Below are 12,599 nucleotides of genomic sequence, written 5' to 3' on the forward strand. Positions count from 1 at the left end.
AATGCTGTGCTAACCCGCGCCGATCAAGTGCAGGTGGGCCTTATCGTGACGTTTCGCACCGCTTTTATCCCTCTCGCCATCGTCGCCATTGCCGCTCCGGCGAGTGCGCAATTCTCTTCAAGCTTCAATTTTCTGAAAGCGGTCAAGGATCGCGATGGCGCCAAGGCGATGGAATTGCTCGGTAAGGGCGGTCCCAACCTGATCGACACCCCGGATTATTCGACCGGCCAGCGCGCGATCCACATGGTGGTGAAGGACGGCGATCTGAACTGGCTCGGCTTCCTGATCCAGAAGGGCGCACGCGTCGACCTCAAGGACAACCAAGGCAATACGCCGCTGATGGTCGCGGCGCGCGTCGGCTTCGTCGAGGGCGCCCGTCTGCTCATCGCTAGGAGCGCACAGGTCAATGCGAGCAACTCGCTGGGGGAAACGCCGCTGATCATCTCCGTGCAGAATCGCGACCTTGCGATGACGCGGCTGCTGCTGACCGAAGGCGCCGACCCGGCCAAAAAGGATACCTCGACCGGCATGTCCGCGCGCGATTACGCGGTGCGCGACGGCCGTTCCGAGGCGCTCATCAAGCTGATGGACGAGATCAAGCCGACGCCGAAGCGCGGCATCGCCGGGCCGAAATAACTCAGCCGAACGATTCGCAATCGGGATCGAGATGGCCGAGCAGCCGGCGGGCGGCGCGGCGGCCGAAATCCAGCGTCGCCACCTTACGGCGCGGCGCGGGCACCGCGAACTCGGCAGCCTCGCGCGCAATCGCCGCGTCGTAGCGATCGGCGACAATCAAGCCAGCCAAGTCAGGGCTGAATGCGTCCGTGTCGAACGGCGAAAGGTCGAAGCCCTGCGGCACGGCCCAGAAGAAGCGGTCGCAATAGTCCAGATAATCACGCCATTTGCCGTCGCCGAGCAGATCGGCGCGCGAGCACTTGATCTCGACGATAATGATGCGCCCCCGCGCGTCCACCGCCATCAGGTCGGCGCGGCGGCCGTTGGCGAGCGGCACTTCGCCGATCGCGACATAGTCGTGCCGCAACAGCAACCGCGATACGCCGCGTGCGACATCGATCGCGGTCATCGCGGACGGCAAAAGGGCGGGATGGCTTGCCACCCCGCCCTTTTAGAACATCATGCGAACGCTGAAAAGCGGATCAGCGATAGAAAACGTGATTGCCGAGCTGAGCAACGCGCACCCGGTTCCAGCCCGGACGAACGCGCGTGGCGTGGAAGTAGAGCGCCTTCGACGCACGGCTGTCCCACTGATCGTTCATTGCGATCTGGGCGATGGCGACCGCGGTCTTCCACATGATCCCGGAGCGGGCGATCGGCGGGAAGCCGTGGCCGCGGACGAACGAGAACTGCCCCTTCTGGAAAACGACCGAGCAGACCGACGGCGGGAAACGACCACCCGACTTGGCGCGGTTCAGCACGACCTCGGCAACGGCGAGCTGGCCTTCGAGTGGCTCGCTCTTCGATTCGAAATAGACGGAAGCCGCCAGGCACTCGGTCTCTTTGTCCAGCGTGGCGGGAACCGCCTGCTGCGAGACGAGCTTGTCGAGGCTCCTGGTCTGGATCCGGCCGGTGTCCTCCTCCTCGGCAGGCGCGGCCGTGATGGCGCTGTCGCTGCTGGACTGGGGAACCGGGGGAAGCGGCTCGACGGCAACAGCCGGAACCGATTGGGAAATTGATTCGTTGGTGGTCACGAAAACGGGCTTGGAATCCGTTTCGGCGAACGACGGGGCGCTCACCACGGTCCCGACAAAAGTGCAGAAGGTCACAGCCGCAAGACTAGCGGCCCGATAAATGCGACTCATTATTCGTTCTACTGTGCGGTGAGTCGATCGACGGGATGAGGCGCAAAACAGCCGCGCGTCTTCCTGATCTTCCCCCCGACTGCGCTATCTCCGCTGCGGTGCTTCCGCTTTGCGGCGATGCGGCGCGTGACTGGTTGCATCCGCTTTCGTTTCGCCGGCGGCCAGCGTCAACAAACTCAGGTCATTTCAGCGGCGAACCGTTCGGCGTCTGCGATGTCCAGTTCAATTAACCATAAGTCGGGGTCCGAAGCGCGCCGGCGCTGGATGTAGCCGTCGCGAATCGCGTCGGACTCAACATCTTGCGGTCCGCACGGCGTCCAGTGGTAGTTTCCTTGCCCGTCTAGCGTGCGCTCAAGCAGCGCCTTCGGCTCACCCCGTTCGCTGCAGAGAAGCAGGATTGCGCCCGCCATGTCGTCGCCTCGGGCGAGCACCGCCGCGAATCCGCCCTCCGCCGTGACGCGCCGGATCAGCGCATCGACGGTCATGCGAGCGGTCAGGCGCGGAGTCATGCGGGTGGCGCGTAGCCCTTCAGCGATGACAGGGGAATGCGGGAGCGCATGAACGTGCCGGTGCCGCGTGCGGCCTCTTCGCCATCGGGACCAATCAGGCGCGCATCGGCGACCAGAACTCTGCGCCGTCCGCTTACCCAGCGTCCTTCCGCAATCACCGGGCCAGAGACGATCGGGCGCGTGAACAACATGTTGAAAGCGGTGGTCAGCAGGAATCGGTCGCTGACCAGGCTGTTCGCCGCATAGAAAGCGGCGTCATCCAGCATCTTGAAATAGCTGGTGCCGTGCGCCGCTCCGGCCGCGTGGTGGACGGATGCATCGACCTCGAAGCTGATCCGGGCCACACCTTCTTCAAGGATCTCGAGCCGGGACTGGAAGAGCCGGTTGATCGGCGCCGACGCGTACAGCGATTCAAGCGCGCGAAAATGCGCCTGGGCTCCCGCCTCAGGCGGCATCGCGCGTTTCGGCCGTCGCGAATAGGGCGTAGAGCGCATCCGGCGAGCCGGCGCCGCGCAGTTTGGCAACGAACGCCTTGTCGCGCAGCTTGCGGCTCACCTGGGCCAGCACCTTCAGATGTTCGGCACCCGCATCGACCGGCGACAGCAGCATGAACACAATATCGACCGGCAGATCGTCGATGGCGCCGTAATCGATCGGCTTGGGAAGCCGGACAAGCACCGCGCGAATCGTGTCGAGCTCGGGCATGCGGCCATGCGGGATCGCAATCCCGCCGCCAAAGCCGGTGGTGCCGAGCCGCTCGCGCTCGTTCAGCCGCTCGACGACGTCCTTTGCCGGCAGCCCGAGCGCCCGCTCGGCAATGCCGCCGAGCGCCTGGAACAACGCCTTTTTGTTGGCGACCGCCAAGTCGGAAACGACCGCGTCACCGCTCAGGAGATGAATGAGATCCATTGAGACAAGTCCGATGCGGCGCGGGCCTTAGCGCGCGCCGGCCAAGAGTCAAATGACGTGAGTCACACCCGTTGCGGCTCGACCCAGCCAATCGTCCCGTCGCCTCGTCGGTAGACCATGTTGAACGTGCCGGTGGCGCTGTTCTTGAACAAAAGCGCGTTGGTGTTGCGCAAATCGAGCATCATCACCGCGTCCGAAACGCTGGCGTCGGGCACATCAACTCGCGTCTCGGCGACGATCGGCGGATTGTCCGGCGCTTCCTCTTCCTGTTCGGCCTCGGGCAGGCTGAAAACCGTATAGCCGGCATTGTCGAAGGCCACGTCGGCGATGCTCGCCGCCTGACCATTGCGGTTGCGCAGGCGCCGCATATAGCGCCGCATCTGCTTTTCTATTTTATTGAGCGCATCCTCGAACGCCGGCTGCGCCTCAACGCCACGGCTGCTGCCCTTCAGCACCACGCTGTTGGGCGCATACAGGATGATCTCGCAGTCGAAGCGATGGTCGTGTGGCCCCTTGCCGAACGTGACGGTCGAGGAAATGGCGCGGGCATCATATTTGTCGTTGGTCGCCTGCAATCGCCGCGCGGCATGACCCCGGAGCGCTTCGCCTACATCGACCTGATGTCCCGAAACGCGCACGTCCATCTGAGCCTCCATCGTCAGGGCGGGGAAATCGAGCCCCCGCAGCGTCAATCCTCAAGCAGCCGCCGTCGTTCCCATCAACCATACAGGATCGGTCAACTGTGCGAGGAATCGCGCATGCCGCTCCAGCTCCTCGGGGGAAGCCGCGTGCGGCCGCGGCGGACGAACCGGCCGCGTGATGTCGTAATTGATCGTCGTCGCCGGCCCCTTGTCCGCAGGCGCTTCGGCCAGTCCCAAGCCAATCTGGCGGCCGCCGGTCAGCTCGACATAGCATTGCGACAGCAACTGCGCGTCGAGCAGCGCGCCATGCTTGATGCGGTGGCTGCGATCGACGCCGAAACGCGCGCACATCGCGTCGAGGCTGTGCTTGGCGCCGGGAAATTTCGTGCGCGACAGCGCCAGCGTGTCTATCATCCGCGAGCGCGGCACGTGCAGCCGGCCGCACTCGCCCAGCTCGAAATTCAAAAAAGCGAAGTCGAACGCGGCATTGTGCGCGACAAGGGGGCTGTCCTCGAGAAAATCGAGCAATTCCTCGCACGCGTCGCGGAAGAGCTGCTGTCCGGCCAGGAAGGCATCGGAAAGACCGTGCACCGCCTGCGCCTCCGGCGGCATCGGCCGTTCGGGGTTGAAATAGGCATGGAAGGTCCGGCCGGTTTCGACGCGGTTGATCAGCTCGATGCAGCCGATCTCGACCATGCGGTGGCCTTCGGAAACCTGGATTCCGGTAGTCTCGGTATCGAAAACGACTTCGCGCATTGTCCGTGCAGCTATCGCGCTTTGGGCTCCAACAAACAAGAGATGAGTTGCCGCACCTGGGCGCGGGTGTCCTTGTGCGGGACGCCGGTGTCGATGACGAAATCCGCGCGCGCGCGCTTTTCGGCGTCCGGCATTTGCAGCGCCAGGATGTGCTCGAACTTCTCGACCGTCATGCCCGGGCGGGCAAGCACGCGGGTGCGCTGGGCTTCGGCAGGAGCGGAGACAACTACCACTGCGTCCAGGCCCGCTTTGCCCGTTTTTTCGAACAACAGAGGAATGTCGAACACGATCAGCGGCGCATCCCTGTGCCGGTCCAGAAAAGCCTGACGCATCTGCTCGACTGCCGGATGCACGATCGCTTCGAGCCGGGCGAGCGCCTCTGGATCGCCGAGCACGCGCGGTCCGAGCTTTGCCCGGTCGACGCCTCCGGGACCGGTGGCGCCGGGAAACGCCGCCTCGATCGCTTCGATCAGTTCCCCGTCCGGTCCCTGAAGCCGGTGAACCGCCGCATCGGCATCGAACACCGGCACGCCCGCCTCTTCGAACATGGCGGCGACCGCCGATTTGCCCATGCCAATCGATCCGGTGAGCCCGAGAATCTTCATGACGCCTGTGTCGAGCCTGGTCGAGACATCAGCAGATCACGCAGTTCGTCGTCGCGATCGCGCGGCGGTTCGGCATCGAAGAACAGCTCGAAAGCGAGTGCGGCCTGGCCGATGAGCATCTCCAGCCCGTCGATCGTCTCCAGCCCTCGATCTTCCGCCGCCTGCAGCAGCGGCGTCAGCAACGGCGCATAGACCACGTCGTAGACGACAGCGTCCTCGGGCAGCGGGGCCAGGTCGAGCGCGAGCGGCGGCTGGCCGGTCATGCCGAGCATGCTTGCGTTGACGAGCAATGCCGCGGGCGGGAGCGGGCCGTCCAGCGGCAAGGCCTTCCCCATGAGGCCAAAGGCCGCGAGCAAGCCGGCGCCTTTCAGCGGCGTGCGATTGAGCAGAGTGACCGGCCCAACACCCACTCGCGACAAAGCGAACAGCACTGCACGCGCCGCGCCGCCCGCACCGATCACGACGACCGGCTTTCCGGCGAGATCGAGCGCAGAGATTGGCGACCAGAAACCGGCCGCGTCGGTGTTGGTGCCGGCAATGCCGCCGCTTTCGTCATGGAAAACGGTGTTGATCGCGCCGATCGTATCGCGGATGCCGCCCGGATCGGGAACATGTTCCAGTGCCGCTTCCTTGTGCGGAGCAGTGATGTTGCAGCCGCGCCAGGCTGGGTCGGTCCTGCGGGATTCGAAGTATCCGGCGAGTTCGTCCGGCCGCACCGGGCATCGGCGATATTCGCCCTGGATGCCCAGCGCATCGAGCCAGAAACCGTGGATGACCGGCGACTTAGAATGGGCGATCGGATCGCCGATCACCTCTGCGTACGGTGTCATGACGTCAATACTTCCCGCGTTCGGAGGTAGTCGAGCAGCGGCAGCAGGGGCATCCCCATCACCGTGAACTGACTGCCCTCTATCTTATGGAAAAGCTGGGCGCCGGGCCCCTCAACCCGGTAGACGCCTACGCACCAACGCGCCTGTTCCCAATCGCGGTCGAGATATGAATCGATAAAGGTGTCCGACAAGGGACGGACATGCATCACCGCGCGATCGACGAAGCGCCAGATCGGTCGGCCGCCTTCCGCGATGACCGCGGCACTGTAGAGATGGTGAGGCTTTCCCGACATGCGCCGCAGATGCTCCGCCGCCTCCGCCCGGGACTCGGGCTTGTCGAGCAGCGTCCCGTCATCGAGCGCCACCACGGAATCGCAGCCGAGCACAAGCGCGCCAGGGTCGCGGCTCGAGACTTTCAGCGCCTTCAACTCGGCAAGCGCGTCGGCCATGTCGCGCGGGCCGTGATTTTGGGCAGCAAGGCTCGCCTTGGCAGCATCTTCGTCGACGCCCGGCGACAGAGCCTCGAACGGCACGCCCGCGGCCTCCAGCATTGCACGACGACTGCTCGATCCGGACGCGAGGATCAGGCGCATTGCCGCCGCTCGTTGCACAGGTTGATGATCGCCGCCGCCGTTTCCTCGATCGAGCGGCGGGTCACGTCAATCACCGGCCAGCCATTGTCCGCGAAGATGCGCCGGGCGAAGGCGACTTCGCGGGCGACTGCTTCCTGGTCGACATAATCGGTCTCCGGCGCCTGATTGAGCGACAGCAGCCGATTGCGTCGGACAGCGATCAGCCGTTCGACGTTAGTCGTCAAACCAACGACCAGTGGATGTTTCAATCGGAACAGGCTTTTCGGCGGCGGCGATTCGACCACCAGCGGAATGTTCGCGACCTTGTAGCCGCGATTGGCGAGATAGATGGACGTCGGCGTCTTCGACGTGCGGGAAATGCCGGCGAGGACGATGTCGGCTTCTTCCCAATCGTCGAATCCGATGCCATCGTCATGGGCGATCGTGAATTGGATCGCGTCGACGCGCGCGAAATAGGCGGCGTCCAGCGCGTGTTGCCGCCCCGGCCGCGCGACGGCGGTCTGTCCCAGCATATTGGAAAGGGCGTCCGTCACCGGATCGATCGCGCCGACCGCGGGCAGGCCGAGGGTGCGGCAGCGCTGTTCGAGCGTGCGCCGGGTCTCCGGATTGACCAGCGTGAACAACACCAGCCCCGGATTCTGGGCGATCTCCTCGAGAATGCGTTCGAGGTTGGCGCCGGATCGGATCATCGGCCAGAAATGCCGGATCGTCTCGACGCCCTCGAACTGCGCAAGCGCCGCCTTGGCGATCGTTTCGAGGGTCTCGCCGGTGGAATCGGAGAGAAGATGAAGGTGCAGCCGCGTGGTCACGTCCATATCCCTGTGGAAAAGCGGGCGGAGAGGCAAGCGGGAGATCGGTGCGGGCGATTCCGCGCCCGATCCGGCAGGCGTCTCCAACAGCTTCGCCCACAGCCGGAAAATATCGCTCTACTCCTGTGGATTACGGGGAACAGGCGCGCGAATCGGGAACCTTCCGCGATTCCGCCAGAGTCAAATTGTTGGCAGAGTCCCGCAACCCGCCTAAGTCCCCACCACTCCCGCCCCAACTTCCTTCATCATCCTTTTCAATTAAGAGAATAATAGATTGAAGAGCGGTCGTCCCTTGCTGAACGTGCTTCGCGGCGAACGAGGCGAAAGGCCGCCTGTCTGGCTCATGCGGCAAGCGGGACGCTATCTGCCCGAATATCGCGCTTTGCGAGCCGAAAAGGGCGGATTCCTCGAGCTGGCCCTGGACCCGGAGGCTGCCGCCGAGATCACGCTCCAACCAATCCGGCGCTTCGGCTTCGACGGCGCGATCCTGTTCTCCGACATTCTGATGGTGCCGATGGCGCTCGGCCAGAAACTCTGGTTCGAAGCCGGCGAAGGGCCGCGCCTCGCGCCGAAACTGGTCGATCATGCGCTCGGTGAGCTGGAGAGCGCCCCTCAACGGCTCATGCCCATCTATGAGACGGTGCATCGGGTCGCGACTGCGCTGCCGCCCCAAGTGACCTTTCTGGGCTTTGCCGGCAGCCCTTGGACGGTCGCCACCTATATGGTCGCCGGCCAGGGCAGCCGCGAACAGGCGGAGGCGCGGCGCTTCGCCTATCGCGATCCGCAGGCATTCGGCGCGATCATCGATGCGATCGAACGGATGACCGTCGATTATCTCTCGAAGCAGATCGAAGCGGGCGTCCATGCCGTCCAGTTGTTCGATAGCTGGGCCGGATCGCTGTCGCCGGCGCAATATGAGCAATGGGTGATCGCCCCGACGGCGAGGCTGGTGTCGGCGCTCAGGACGCGCCATCCAGACACGCCGATCATCGGATTCCCGAAAGGCTCGGGCGGCAAGTTGCCCGCCTATGCGCGCGAGACCGGCGTGGATGCGATCGGGCTCGACGAAACGGTCGATCCCGCCTGGGCCAACGCCAGCCTGCCCGACGGCTTGCCGGTGCAGGGGAATCTCGATCCGCTCGCGCTGATCGCCGGCGGAGTGGCGCTCGACCAGGCAGCGGCGCGCATTCTTGACGCCTTCGCCGGGCGCCCGCACATCTTCAACCTTGGACACGGGATCCTGCCCGACACGCCGATCGCGCATGTCGAGCAGCTGCTGGCGCGGGTACGGGGAGGCTGATGCTTGGAGTCCTGGAATTGTCCTATCTCTGGCTGAAGGCCGCCCACATCATCTTCGTCATCTTCTGGATGGCGGGACTGTTCATTTTTCCGCGCTATCTGGTCCATCACCAAGATGCGCTCGGCCGGCCCGAAGAGGCGGCCGCCTGGATCGAACGCGAGGCGAAGTTGCGCAAGATCATCCTCACGCCGTCGATCGGCGCGGTCTGGCTGTTCGGGCTTCTGCTCGCGACGGTCGGCCATTTCTGGGGCGAGACCTGGCTTTATGCCAAGCTCGCGATCGTCTTCGCGCTGAGTGGTTTCCAGGGCTGGCTGGTCGGCTATTCGAAAGCGCTTGCGAAAGGCGAGGCGCGCTTGTCGTCGCGCCGCCTGCGCATCTTCAACGAGCTGCCCGCGCTCGCCGTGGTCGTGATCGTCTATCTGGTGGTCGTGAAGCCGTTCTGACCGGCTTGACTTGAATCAAGCCGCTCCCTAACTCGCCTCAAGTCGTGCAGCCGCTTTCCTGGCCGCGCGTTCTCCTTAGATCGCCGTTCCTTCGTTCGATCTTCCTCTCCCGAAATCCAGCTTTCCGAGCCCCCCGATGCACCTCAAAGACCTGAAAAAGAATACGCCCGCCGAGTTGGTCGAAATGGCCGAACGGCTTGGGGTCGAGGGCGCGTCGACGCTCCGCAAGCAGGATCTGATGTTCGCGATCCTGAAGGCTGAGGCGGAGAATGGCGAACAGATCATGGGCGAAGGCACGATCGAGGTGCTGCCCGACGGCTTCGGCTTCCTGCGCTCGCCAGAAGCAAATTATCTCGCCGGCCCCGACGACATCTATGTCTCGCCGAACCAGGTGAGGAAATTCGGCCTGCGCACCGGCGACACCGTCGAAGGCGAGGTCCGTGCGCCGAAGGATGGCGAACGCTATTTCGCACTGACCCGGCTGAACGCGGTCAATTTCGACGATCCCGACGCCGTGCGTCACCGCGTCAATTTCGACAATCTGACCCCGCTGTATCCCGAACAAAAACTCGATCTCGATCCCAAGGACCCGACGATCAAGGACAAGTCCGCGCGAGTGATCGACATCATCTCGCCGCAGGGCAAAGGCCAGCGCGCGCTGATCGTCGCGCCACCGCGCGTCGGCAAGACCGTGCTGCTGCAGAACATTGCGCGCTCGATCACGGCCAATCACCCTGAGGTGTTCCTGATCGTGCTGCTGATCGACGAGCGGCCCGAGGAAGTCACCGACATGCAGCGCTCGGTAAAAGGCGAGGTCATCTCCTCGACCTTCGACGAGCCGGCGCAGCGCCACGTCCAGGTCGCCGAAATGGTGATCGAAAAGGCGAAGCGCCTGGTCGAGCACAAGAAGGACGTGGTGATCCTGCTCGATTCGATCACCCGCCTCGGCCGCGCCTACAACACGGTCGTGCCGAGCTCCGGCAAGGTGCTGACCGGCGGCGTCGACGCCAACGCTCTGCAGCGGCCGAAGCGCTTCTTCGGCGCCGCGCGCAACATCGAGGAAGGCGGCTCGCTTTCGATCATCGCCACTGCACTGATCGATACCGGCAGCCGCATGGACGAAGTGATCTTTGAAGAGTTCAAGGGCACCGGCAACTCGGAAATCGTGCTCGACCGCAAGGTCGCCGACAAGCGCGTGTTCCCGGCGATGGACGTCGGCAAGTCCGGCACGCGCAAGGAAGAGTTGCTGGTCGACAAGGGCAAGCTCTCCAAGATGTGGGTGCTCCGCCGCATCCTGATGCAAATGGGTACCGTCGACGCGATGGAGTTCCTGCTCGACAAGATGAAGGACTCGAAGACCAACGAGGACTTCTTCGACTCAATGAATCAGTAACCGAATGCGGCCGGCAGCACTTTGCTGCCGGACTCGCATCGGTTCGGCCGGCGGGCGTCGCCCGACCGACGGCGCGGATTTACTCCGCGCCCTCTCTCTAGACTCATTCTGTGCCTTGCGAGAGACCAACGCTGCGCTACAGCGTTGAGCCTCTATGCAAGACCTCTGGGCCCATATCGTCGCCGACTTCGCCAATATCGGCTCGCCGTCCGCGCTCGCCGCTTTCGGCCAGGTGCTGATGATCGATGTCATGCTGGCGGGGGACAATGCGATCGTCGTCGGTGCGCTGGCCGCGGGCCTGCCTGTCGATCAGCGCAAGAAAGTCATCCTGATCGGCATCATCGCCGCGCTGGTGCTCCGCATCCTGTTCGCGCTGATCGTGACCCAATTGCTCCAGATCGTCGGCCTCGTCTTTGCCGGCGGGCTGATCCTGCTCTGGGTCGCCTGGAAGATGTGGCGCGAGCTGACCTACAAGGACGCGAACGCTGACGGGCACGAGGATTTGAGAGCCGCCAAGAGCTTCGCCGGCGCGGCCTGGGCGGTCGCGGTGGCCGATGTCAGCATGAGCCTCGACAACGTGCTCGCCGTCGCCGGCGCCGCGCGTGAGCACCCCGGCATCCTGATCGTCGGCCTGCTGCTGTCGGTAGCGCTGATGGGCATCGCGGCGAACTTTATCGCCCGGTACATCGAGCGCTACCGATGGATCGCTTATGTCGGCCTCGCGGTGATCGTCTATGTCGCGGGCAAGATGATCTACGACGGCATCGTCGACCCGCACGTCGGCGTGGGCGTGTTGTTCTCCTAGGCAAGATGCTCCGCGAAGAACGCTTCTGTTCGCCCGTCTGCCAGCCGCGCGCCTTCCTCGTTCCGGCGTTTGCCTATTTCGGCCGCGAAGCCGTGGTCGAGACCTTCATAGTCGTGCAGCACGACTTTCGGATGGTCGTCGAGGCCTTCGTGCATCGCCCTCTGCACGTCCGGCCCGACGAAATGGTCGGCGGTCGGAATGTGCAGCATCAGTGGACGGCTGATCGCGTGTTTCTCGCGCAGCAGATTGTCGATGCCAACACCGTAATAGCCGACGCTCGCATCGATATCGGTGCGGGTTGACGTCATGAAGGCAAGCCGGCCGCCTAGGCAGTAACCGACGCAGCCGACCTTTCCCCTTCCGCCAAGCCTTTGCCGAGCGGCCTTGATCGTGGCCTCGATATCACGAATGCCTTGATCCTGGTTGAACTTGCCCATCAGCCCGAGCGCCTGCTGGAACTGCTCTGGCACATCGGGATCGAACTCGACGCGCGGTTGCAGCCGCCAGAACAGGTCGGGCGCGAGGGCGAGATAGCCTTGGCTTGCCCAATGGTCGCATTTGCGGCGGATGCCTTCGTTGACCCCGAAAATCTCCTGGATCACGATCACGGCGGCGCGCGGCGTTCCGGCGGGCTCGGCGCAATAGGCCTGGAAGGAGCCGTCATGCTCCAGCGTCTCGATCGCGATCATCATAGCAGCCATCCTTCCGCGCGTTCGTGCTTCAAAAGCCAGATCTTGGTGTCCGGTCCGTCGCCTGCCGAATAATAACTGAGCGTGCCGCCGGCGCCGAGCACGCGGTGACAGGGGACGACGATCGGGAACGGATTGGTTGCGCAGGCTTGGCCGACCGCGCGGGCGCTGGCGCCGGTCCGTGCGGCCAGGTCGCCGTAGGTCGCGGTTTCGCCATAGCCGATACCGCAGATCGCATCGCGGAGCTCCGGCCCGCGGTCGCTCGGCAGCGGCGCCAGCGGCAGATCGAACCGGGTGAGCCGGCCGTCGAAATAGGCGGAAAGCTGCGCCACCGCCTCGTCCACCGCGGGATGGCCAGAATCGGAAGGGCCGCCGCGTCCGATGCGGATGCCGGTCAGCACATCGCCCTCCGCTTCGACCCGAATCGGACCGATGGGCGTTGCGATCATCGCACTGGCGCGCGCATAAGCCATAGGGGCGGGTTAGCAGTGGGGCGA

18 protein-coding genes are annotated in these 12,599 nt (G+C 64.2%); 5 read left to right on the forward strand and 13 right to left on the reverse strand.

What is annotated here, in order from left to right; genetic code table 11:
• The first annotated feature begins 45 nt into the window (after window positions 1–45).
• Window positions 46–636 (forward strand): ankyrin repeat domain-containing protein, encoded by a 591-nt coding sequence (locus ACFSCW_RS00145; RefSeq protein WP_380885659.1) that lies wholly within the window; start codon window positions 46–48, stop codon window positions 634–636.
• Window position 637: 1 nt separating this feature from the next.
• On the opposite strand, the gene ACFSCW_RS00150 is transcribed toward ACFSCW_RS00145, so the two are convergent.
• From ACFSCW_RS00150 to ACFSCW_RS00200, 11 genes are all read right to left on the reverse strand, one after another.
• A complete protein-coding gene (locus ACFSCW_RS00150) occupies window positions 638–1,084 on the reverse strand; it encodes an MmcB family DNA repair protein (protein WP_380885661.1) in 447 nt (148 codons plus the stop codon).
• Window positions 1,085–1,157: 73 nt separating this feature from the next.
• The gene (locus ACFSCW_RS00155) at window positions 1,158–1,757 is read right to left on the reverse strand and encodes a cell wall hydrolase (RefSeq protein WP_380885663.1); all 600 of its coding nucleotides are present in this window, start codon (window positions 1,755–1,757) and stop codon (window positions 1,158–1,160) included.
• A 239-nt stretch (window positions 1,758–1,996) separates the two neighbouring features.
• On the reverse strand, window positions 1,997–2,329 hold the full coding sequence (locus tag ACFSCW_RS00160) for a DUF1491 family protein (RefSeq protein WP_380885665.1): 333 nt from the start codon (window positions 2,327–2,329) through the stop codon (window positions 1,997–1,999).
• Complete coding sequence (locus ACFSCW_RS00165) at window positions 2,326–2,784, reverse strand: PaaI family thioesterase (RefSeq protein ID WP_380885667.1); 459 nt, start codon at window positions 2,782–2,784, stop codon at window positions 2,326–2,328. Before ACFSCW_RS00165 ends, ACFSCW_RS00160 begins: the two co-directional genes overlap by 4 nt.
• Entirely contained in the window at window positions 2,774–3,238 is a 465-nt protein-coding gene (locus tag ACFSCW_RS00170) for a PTS sugar transporter subunit IIA (protein ID WP_380885669.1), read from the reverse strand. Before ACFSCW_RS00170 ends, ACFSCW_RS00165 begins: the two co-directional genes overlap by 11 nt.
• A 62-nt stretch (window positions 3,239–3,300) precedes the next feature.
• Window positions 3,301–3,882, reverse strand: a complete 582-nt coding sequence (gene hpf / locus ACFSCW_RS00175) for a ribosome hibernation-promoting factor, HPF/YfiA family (RefSeq protein WP_380889955.1) — start codon at window positions 3,880–3,882, stop codon at window positions 3,301–3,303.
• A gap of 51 nt (window positions 3,883–3,933) precedes the next feature.
• Entirely contained in the window at window positions 3,934–4,635 is a 702-nt protein-coding gene (gene dnaQ, locus ACFSCW_RS00180) for a DNA polymerase III subunit epsilon (RefSeq protein ID WP_380885671.1), read from the reverse strand.
• Window positions 4,636–4,646: 11 nt separating this feature from the next.
• On the reverse strand, window positions 4,647–5,240 hold the full coding sequence (gene coaE, locus ACFSCW_RS00185) for a dephospho-CoA kinase (RefSeq protein ID WP_380885673.1): 594 nt from the start codon (window positions 5,238–5,240) through the stop codon (window positions 4,647–4,649).
• The gene (locus tag ACFSCW_RS00190; RefSeq protein ID WP_380885675.1) at window positions 5,237–6,070 is read right to left on the reverse strand and encodes a shikimate dehydrogenase family protein; all 834 of its coding nucleotides are present in this window, start codon (window positions 6,068–6,070) and stop codon (window positions 5,237–5,239) included. Before ACFSCW_RS00190 ends, coaE begins: the two co-directional genes overlap by 4 nt.
• The gene (locus tag ACFSCW_RS00195; protein ID WP_380885677.1) at window positions 6,067–6,663 is read right to left on the reverse strand and encodes a Maf family protein; all 597 of its coding nucleotides are present in this window, start codon (window positions 6,661–6,663) and stop codon (window positions 6,067–6,069) included. Before ACFSCW_RS00195 ends, ACFSCW_RS00190 begins: the two co-directional genes overlap by 4 nt.
• Window positions 6,654–7,478 (reverse strand): pyruvate, water dikinase regulatory protein, encoded by an 825-nt coding sequence (locus ACFSCW_RS00200; protein ID WP_380885679.1) that lies wholly within the window; start codon window positions 7,476–7,478, stop codon window positions 6,654–6,656. Before ACFSCW_RS00200 ends, ACFSCW_RS00195 begins: the two co-directional genes overlap by 10 nt.
• Window positions 7,479–7,746: 268 nt before the next feature.
• On the opposite strand from ACFSCW_RS00200, the gene hemE reads away from it, so the two are divergent.
• The 4 genes from hemE to ACFSCW_RS00220 all read left to right on the forward strand — a co-directional run bounded on the left by hemE (window position 7,747) and on the right by ACFSCW_RS00220 (window position 11,413).
• Window positions 7,747–8,772 carry a uroporphyrinogen decarboxylase gene (gene hemE, locus ACFSCW_RS00205; RefSeq protein ID WP_380885681.1) on the forward strand — a complete coding sequence of 342 codons (1,026 nt, stop codon included), beginning with the start codon at window positions 7,747–7,749 and terminating at the stop codon, window positions 8,770–8,772.
• Complete coding sequence (locus ACFSCW_RS00210; RefSeq protein WP_380885683.1) at window positions 8,772–9,215, forward strand: CopD family protein; 444 nt, start codon at window positions 8,772–8,774, stop codon at window positions 9,213–9,215. The genes hemE and ACFSCW_RS00210 overlap by 1 nt, the downstream gene beginning before the upstream one ends.
• A gap of 136 nt (window positions 9,216–9,351) precedes the next feature.
• Window positions 9,352–10,608 carry a transcription termination factor Rho gene (gene rho, locus ACFSCW_RS00215; protein ID WP_380885685.1) on the forward strand — a complete coding sequence of 419 codons (1,257 nt, stop codon included), beginning with the start codon at window positions 9,352–9,354 and terminating at the stop codon, window positions 10,606–10,608.
• 154 nt (window positions 10,609–10,762) lie between these two features.
• The gene (locus ACFSCW_RS00220; RefSeq protein WP_380885687.1) at window positions 10,763–11,413 is read left to right on the forward strand and encodes a TerC family protein; all 651 of its coding nucleotides are present in this window, start codon (window positions 10,763–10,765) and stop codon (window positions 11,411–11,413) included.
• Here ACFSCW_RS00220 and ACFSCW_RS00225 read toward each other — a convergent pair.
• Both ACFSCW_RS00225 and ACFSCW_RS00230 read right to left on the reverse strand, forming a co-directional pair.
• Window positions 11,410–12,105 (reverse strand): dienelactone hydrolase family protein, encoded by a 696-nt coding sequence (locus ACFSCW_RS00225; protein ID WP_380885689.1) that lies wholly within the window; start codon window positions 12,103–12,105, stop codon window positions 11,410–11,412. The genes ACFSCW_RS00220 and ACFSCW_RS00225 overlap by 4 nt on opposite strands.
• Window positions 12,102–12,575, reverse strand: a complete 474-nt coding sequence (locus ACFSCW_RS00230) for a methylated-DNA--[protein]-cysteine S-methyltransferase (protein WP_380885691.1) — start codon at window positions 12,573–12,575, stop codon at window positions 12,102–12,104. Before ACFSCW_RS00230 ends, ACFSCW_RS00225 begins: the two co-directional genes overlap by 4 nt.
• Between the last annotated feature and the right edge of the window lie 24 nt (window positions 12,576–12,599).

It is taken from the genome of Sphingomonas tabacisoli (assembly GCF_042678385.1).
GTDB lineage: Bacteria > Pseudomonadota > Alphaproteobacteria > Sphingomonadales > Sphingomonadaceae > Sphingomonas_B > Sphingomonas_B tabacisoli.